The organism is Aeromonas sp. QDB68 (assembly GCF_027707405.1).
GTDB lineage: Bacteria > Pseudomonadota > Gammaproteobacteria > Enterobacterales > Aeromonadaceae > Aeromonas > Aeromonas caviae.
The window spans coordinates 1-5,583 of sequence record NZ_JAPCIQ010000153.1 but is presented as its reverse complement, the minus strand read 5'-3'; the positions used below and the strand labels follow the sequence as shown (position 1 = coordinate 5,583).

General features: G+C 51.5%; 4 protein-coding genes and 1 other RNA gene. 4 read left to right on the top strand and 1 reads right to left on the bottom strand.

The features are described from left to right. Window positions 1-693: 693 nt before the first annotated feature. The 3 genes from PG892_RS21355 (at window position 694) to PG892_RS21345 (ending at window position 2,927) form a co-directional block, all read left to right on the top strand. Window positions 694-1,482, top strand: coding sequence for a sulfite exporter TauE/SafE family protein (locus PG892_RS21355; protein ID WP_045524789.1), 789 nt, complete (start codon window positions 694-696; stop codon window positions 1,480-1,482). A 102-nt stretch (window positions 1,483-1,584) separates the two neighbouring features. Next, window positions 1,585-1,681, top strand: an RNA gene (gene ffs / locus PG892_RS21350) — signal recognition particle sRNA small type. Between the two features lie 97 nt (window positions 1,682-1,778). Next, the gene (locus PG892_RS21345) at window positions 1,779-2,927 is read left to right on the top strand and encodes a site-specific integrase (RefSeq protein ID WP_216987395.1); all 1,149 of its coding nucleotides are present in this window, start codon (window positions 1,779-1,781) and stop codon (window positions 2,925-2,927) included. Between the two features lie 114 nt (window positions 2,928-3,041). On the opposite strand, the gene PG892_RS21340 is transcribed toward PG892_RS21345, so the two are convergent. Continuing rightward, window positions 3,042-3,665, bottom strand: coding sequence for an SEC-C metal-binding domain-containing protein (locus PG892_RS21340; protein WP_124245254.1), 624 nt, complete (start codon window positions 3,663-3,665; stop codon window positions 3,042-3,044). 443 nt (window positions 3,666-4,108) lie between these two features. Between PG892_RS21340 and PG892_RS21335 the strand changes: the two genes are divergently transcribed. Continuing rightward, window positions 4,109-4,750 carry a recombinase family protein gene (locus tag PG892_RS21335; RefSeq protein WP_064341587.1) on the top strand — a complete coding sequence of 214 codons (642 nt, stop codon included), beginning with the start codon at window positions 4,109-4,111 and terminating at the stop codon, window positions 4,748-4,750. Window positions 4,751-5,583 lie beyond the last annotated feature (833 nt).

The following is a 5,583-nucleotide window of genomic DNA, read 5'->3' as shown; positions in this document are numbered from 1 at the left end:
GGGCGTGCATCGAGAAGACAGATTATCCCATCCCGGCAGAACTGATGCCGTCAACCCCGTCCTGGTGAATAGATACCTTTTTACTGCCCATCTATAGTGAAAAATATCGCCAGCTCTTGAATAATGAATTAGGTCAGAGTTCGCTTTCATAATTACGCCTTATCATTAAAGATTTATATAAATAATTTTAAAAAAACAATAACATAAGAGCACGACCTGACTATAACAAAATCAGACTTGTTTGGGATCACTATGTGTTCCTGTGCTTTTGAGTTGCTCACGCTGAAGAGCTCTAGTAAGAACGGCTGGGAAGTGTCTAAATCACTGGTGGCGATTCAGGGAATGAGCTAACAATGAAGCTAAAAGCCACCTTAGATTTTCATCATCACAGCCCCGAGACTTCAGAACTGGTGTAGTATGACCTCAGTAATCAGAGGAAGACGTTCGAAGAGTTGTGTAAACTTTTTTATCGTATAAGTATCAGATGTTGACACGAACAGCGTTAATGATAGGTTTAATGCGATTTATGGGCATGTGGGTGAGATAACAAGGTGGATAGAAGCTGTCGTTACTTGCCATGCACCCAACCAACTCACACACACAGTAGTATTTACACTGTAATGTTCCTGCCCTTCCGTTCTTATGGATAATGGCGGTCAAGTTGACCGCTGTTTCGTTATTGAAGGAATGTTTATGCTGTTTGTGGGCTATCTGGTGTTGGGCGCCTTCGCGGGCATGCTGGCCGGGCTGTTCGGTATCGGCGGCGGCCTCATCATCGTCCCCGTGCTGGTCCTGAGTTTTCACGCACAGGGCGTGGCGCCGGAGATCATCACCCATCTGGCCCTCGGCACCTCGCTGCCCACCATGATCTTCACCGGTTTCAGCTCCCTGCGTGCGCACCAGGAGGCAGGAGCGGTAGACTGGGGGATGATTCGGCGCCTGGGCGCCGGCATGCTGGTCGGTGCCTGGCTCGGCGGCATGACCGCCAACCTGCTGAGCGCCAGCACCCTCAACATCATCATCGGCTGCTTCGCCTGGACCATGGCCCTGCAGATGGGGCTCAATCTGAGGCCAAAAGCGGAGCGACACATGCCGGGCCCCCTTGGTACCGGGATCGCCGGCACCGTCATCGGCTGGATGTCGGCCTTGTTCGGCATCGGTGGCGGCTCGCTGACCGTGCCTTACCTCACCTGGAATTCGGTGCCCATGCGCAACGCCGTGGCCGCCTCCGCCGCCTGCAGCATGCCCATCGCCCTGGCAGGCAGCCTCAGCTACCTCTATGCCGGTTGGGGAGACGTCGATCTGCCCGAGTGGAGCGTCGGATTCATCTATCTGCCGGCCCTGCTTGGCATCGTGCTCACCAGCACCCAGTTTGCCCGTCTGGGCGCCAGACTGGCACACAGAATGTCACCCCGGCGGCTCAAGCAGGCCTTTGCCCTGCTCATGTTGCTGGTGGGTGCCAAATTCATGCTCTTTAGCTGAACCCTTGGCCAGATTGTTGAAAAATAAGGCGAACGGCTCGCGATGCGGTAGAAAGCCATTGCATTGAGGGGCCAGTTTGCCTATTCTCCTCGCCGGTGGTCCTATTGGTCCTCTCGCATTGATAACCCGTCGACCTGGTCAGGACCGGAAGGTAGCAGCCAAGGCGGGGGACTCGAGTGCCGGGATGTGGCTGGTAGGGCCACCACTTGTTTTTGGAAATCAATAAGTTACAGCTAATCACCCCCTTCAGACCTCTTGGTAATCCACTTTGTGTGGATGAATCAGGAGTCTTCATCGTGAATCTCTGGCTCTCTCCGCAAGGTATCTGGTACTACCGCAAGGTGACCGTTCTTTCGTGTGGACGCCGCAAGGACATCAAGAAATCTCTCCGTACTCGGGACAAGCTGGTCGCACGTGACAAGGTGGCTCAGTTGCTCGCCTGTGCGCGTTCTCGGGTAAAGCCTGAGACTGTCCAGCCAGAACCTCAGCCAAGCTCCCTGCCGGAGCCTCAGCGACTACAGCAACAGACACCCTCAGCGGCCAGTTCTGCCCCTGTGGGTCCCTCTGCCATTGCATCTCCAGTACTCTCAGAACTGAGTGACCGTTATCTGAAAGAGAAGGCGCTCTCCTGGGCACCAAAAGAGCTTAGTAACCAGAAGAACTACATCGGTTACTTCATCAAGTCGCTGGGGGATAGATCTCCCACCGCTTACAGCAAGGCCGATGTGGTCAAGTTCAAGGACGAATTGCTGAACTCAGGCAAGAGCCCGACGACTATCAACAAGTACCTTCAGAAGCTCTCTCTGTTGTTCGTCTGGCTGGGCAATCACCACGAGGGCATCGTCAATCACTTCGCAGGGCTCAAGCTACAGCGGGTCAAAGAGGTCAATGCTCGCAGTGGGTACACATCTGCGGAGAAACAGCGGTTGATCCAGTGGGCGAAGGAGCAGAATCCATACCGCAAGTGGATAGCGTTGCTCGGCTTGTATACCGGAGCGAGAGCCAATGAGATTTGCCAGTTGTACGCAGACGATGTGCAGCAGGTCGACGAGGTATGGTGCCTGAACATCAGAGACAACCGCCCAGACCAGAAGCTCAAGACGGCCAACAGTGCTCGCTTGATCCCTATTCACTCCTCGTTGATTGCTGGTGGCTTTATCGGCTTTGTGCAGGAAAGGGCAGGGGGACGGTTGTTCCCTGAGCTACCTCATCGACAAGATGGTTACAGCCATCTCTGGGGGCAGTGGTTCAGTCGTCATCGTCCTGTAGACAAAGACTTCCACAGCTTGCGGCATACCGTAGCAACAGCGTTGAAGGATCATGGGGTACCGCTTCAGTATGCGGCTGCGATCTTGGGGCATACCAACGGGGCGATCAGTTACGACAGGTATGGCGGTGGCGTGGCAGTCGAGAAGTTGCAGGCAGCTATCGAAGAGGCGCTATGAACAAGCGTAGAAGCTTGCTGGGTAGCGAGTGCGAGAAGAAGGGGCCGGTGTGTGCCCCTATGAGATGATGAACTTGTGTCGCAATGGTTGAGCCGATTGGACGGCATGTTAATGCTAAATCATGTTTAAACAGCATTTTTTGTACTTAAGTTCACTACCACAAGGACAAGGCTCATTTCTTCCCACTTTCTGCGCACGGGGTCGGTTGTCCGAGTAATTACGATCTGGCCTAGAAGTAGATGGGGTCGCACGTGATGTGCCAAAGTTGTTGATTGTCTGTTCCAGGATGATTTGCTGTTCAATGACGACCGTTTTATCGTCTTTCATCAAGGACATTGCGGTCATTACTGTTGTCAGGAAAGCGAGAAGTAGGCCAAGAAAGGTGTAAAGTTCCATTCTTGTTTTTGGAAGAATGTCGCTGATGTAGGCTAACTCAGGAGCTTCTTTTTCAATTTGTTCCTGAACTTCCTCTCTTGTTAGTTTTTCCTTTTGGGCTCTATTGAGTATGTTTACGTAACGACTCAATTGTTCAACAGTCTTTCTTGGCGCATCAATTATCTCGATGACATTTCCCAAGACATTGAACACCCCATCGGGGACACTACCCATCCCACCGCAAGCTGGACAAGGACCAGATTTATTACCTGATAAAGAAAGATTATGGATACTACCTTCAAAAGCAAATCCAGATGGAAACGCGGTTCCACAGTTGTCGCAAATCGCAGGGAAATTGGGCATTCTGCATCCTGTATGATTGCTCAAGTAATGTGCTTAATGTTACCCGTTTGAAGATGGGGCAACAACAAGAAGCTCGCAATCGACATCTTGCGAATTCCATTGGTAAATTCTGGAAAAATCCGTGAGGACTTTTAAGGCGTTACCTCCACCCCACTATCCCCCGTCCCCCTATCTTCTGCCACTCTCCTAGCCGCCTACTGCTCGTCTGTTCTCCTTCGTCTTCAGCATGTCCTGCTGTTCGTCTTAGTAGGGCCTCGTTGGCTCTGGTCTTTTGTGTGTATCAATGGGGTATACATCAACGATACATAGTTTATGTGCCCCAATAAGTGATAAATAAATCATTGACCCTACTTCAATGAGACAACTATAGTGAGCCTACTTGATTGAGACATGACTGATGAATGATCGGCACTGACATTACGACTGAGAGACAAGGAGAAAAGATGTTTGTGAGGGCATACCTGCGGGCCAGTACACAAGAACAAGATGCACAACGGGCACGTCAGACACTTGCAGACTTTGCCCAAGAGCGAGGCCATACAGTAGCAGCGTGGTATGCGGAGAACGTATCTGGCGCACACTTGGAGCGTCCCGAGTTGACCCGTCTGCTGGCTGACGCTCAACCTGGAGATGTCTTGCTGCTGGAGCAAGTGGATCGCCTGAGTCGTCTAGTTGAATCCGAATGGCAGCAACTCAAACGAGCCGTTGAAGATGCAGGGGTGCGTATAGTCGCTTTGGATCTACCCACCTCTTGGGGAGCTATGGACAAGGGACAGGTTGGAGCCGCAGACATGACTCAGAGGATCCTTGGGGCGGTGAACCTGATGATGCTTGAACTTCTTGCTGCCTTTGCTCGGAAAGACTATGAGGATCGCAGAAGGCGACAAGCTGAAGGCATTGCCAAGGCTAAGGAGGCGGGCAAGTACAGGGGAAGCACAGCTGATGTTGCCAAGCACAAAGTCATGGTTGACCTCAGGCGCAATGGCGTATCAGTGGGGGACATTGTGGAGATGACTGGTATGTCACGAGCTACCGTCATGCGAGTGCTGAAGAAGGCGCGAGAGAGCGGGGAACTATCCGAGTAACCTATAGACATCAAGAGGAGTCAGGTTCCTCTCGCTCTGCTTCATCATTCAATCTTCCACCATGAGTTGACCACTACACGCACCAAACGATCTCTGAGCAATCGCATAACTGGCCTATGGGGTAGCTTAGGTGCTGGCCATGGATAATCACAGAGGATCATGGAGATGGCTTCCTGTCGATGCCTCTATCCACTGGCAGCCTATCACCTGTCCGATGCTTGGCTGATTTGAATAAACCCTGACCATAGGAGAGAACAAATCTATCGACCCTCTTTCTTACCGCCCCTGTTTTTGGACAGTCTGCCAGCTTGTCCTCGTGATCCTTCCTTTGTAAAATTGCCTTCCAATAAACCCTGACCAATGGAGAACAGCCCATGAGATAAACCAACCAAACCAGAGATAACTGAATGACCGAACTGACTAATTCCATCGCTACCCCTAAGCGTGGCCGTCCAGTATTTACCCACGATAATCGCTTTGTCCGCCAATGGCTTTACCGCTATAGCACTTCTCTCCCGTTGGAAGATGGTTTGCTGCTACCTTTTAAAGTCCCGTCTATCTACGAGTTGCCAAGCTGGTGCAATGATTGTTGGAGCTGCAAGGTTGAACAATTCCGAGAAGTACACAGGAAAACCATTAAATACAACACTCATCATCAAGCTACTCATGGCTTTCCCCAGGCTGACCAATGCCAATGTGAAGGCGTTCCTCGAGTCTCGAATGGCAGACACTGTCAGCAAGCAATACGTGAGTCAGCTAAATAGCTGTTCCGAATAGTAGATCACCGGAGGAAGGGAACTCAGTCCAGTTTGTGCGATCTGATTAGTCGCTAA

Excerpts from the sequence above, each read along its gene's own strand:
- PG892_RS21355 (WP_045524789.1), top strand. The coding sequence starts at position 694 with ATGCTGTTTGTGGGCTATCTGGTGTTGGGCGCCTTCGCGGGCATGCTG.
- PG892_RS21340 (WP_124245254.1), bottom strand. The coding sequence starts at position 3,665 with ATGCCCAATTTCCCTGCGATTTGCGACAACTGTGGAACCGCGTTTCCA.
- PG892_RS21335 (WP_064341587.1), top strand. The coding sequence starts at position 4,109 with ATGTTTGTGAGGGCATACCTGCGGGCCAGTACACAAGAACAAGATGCA.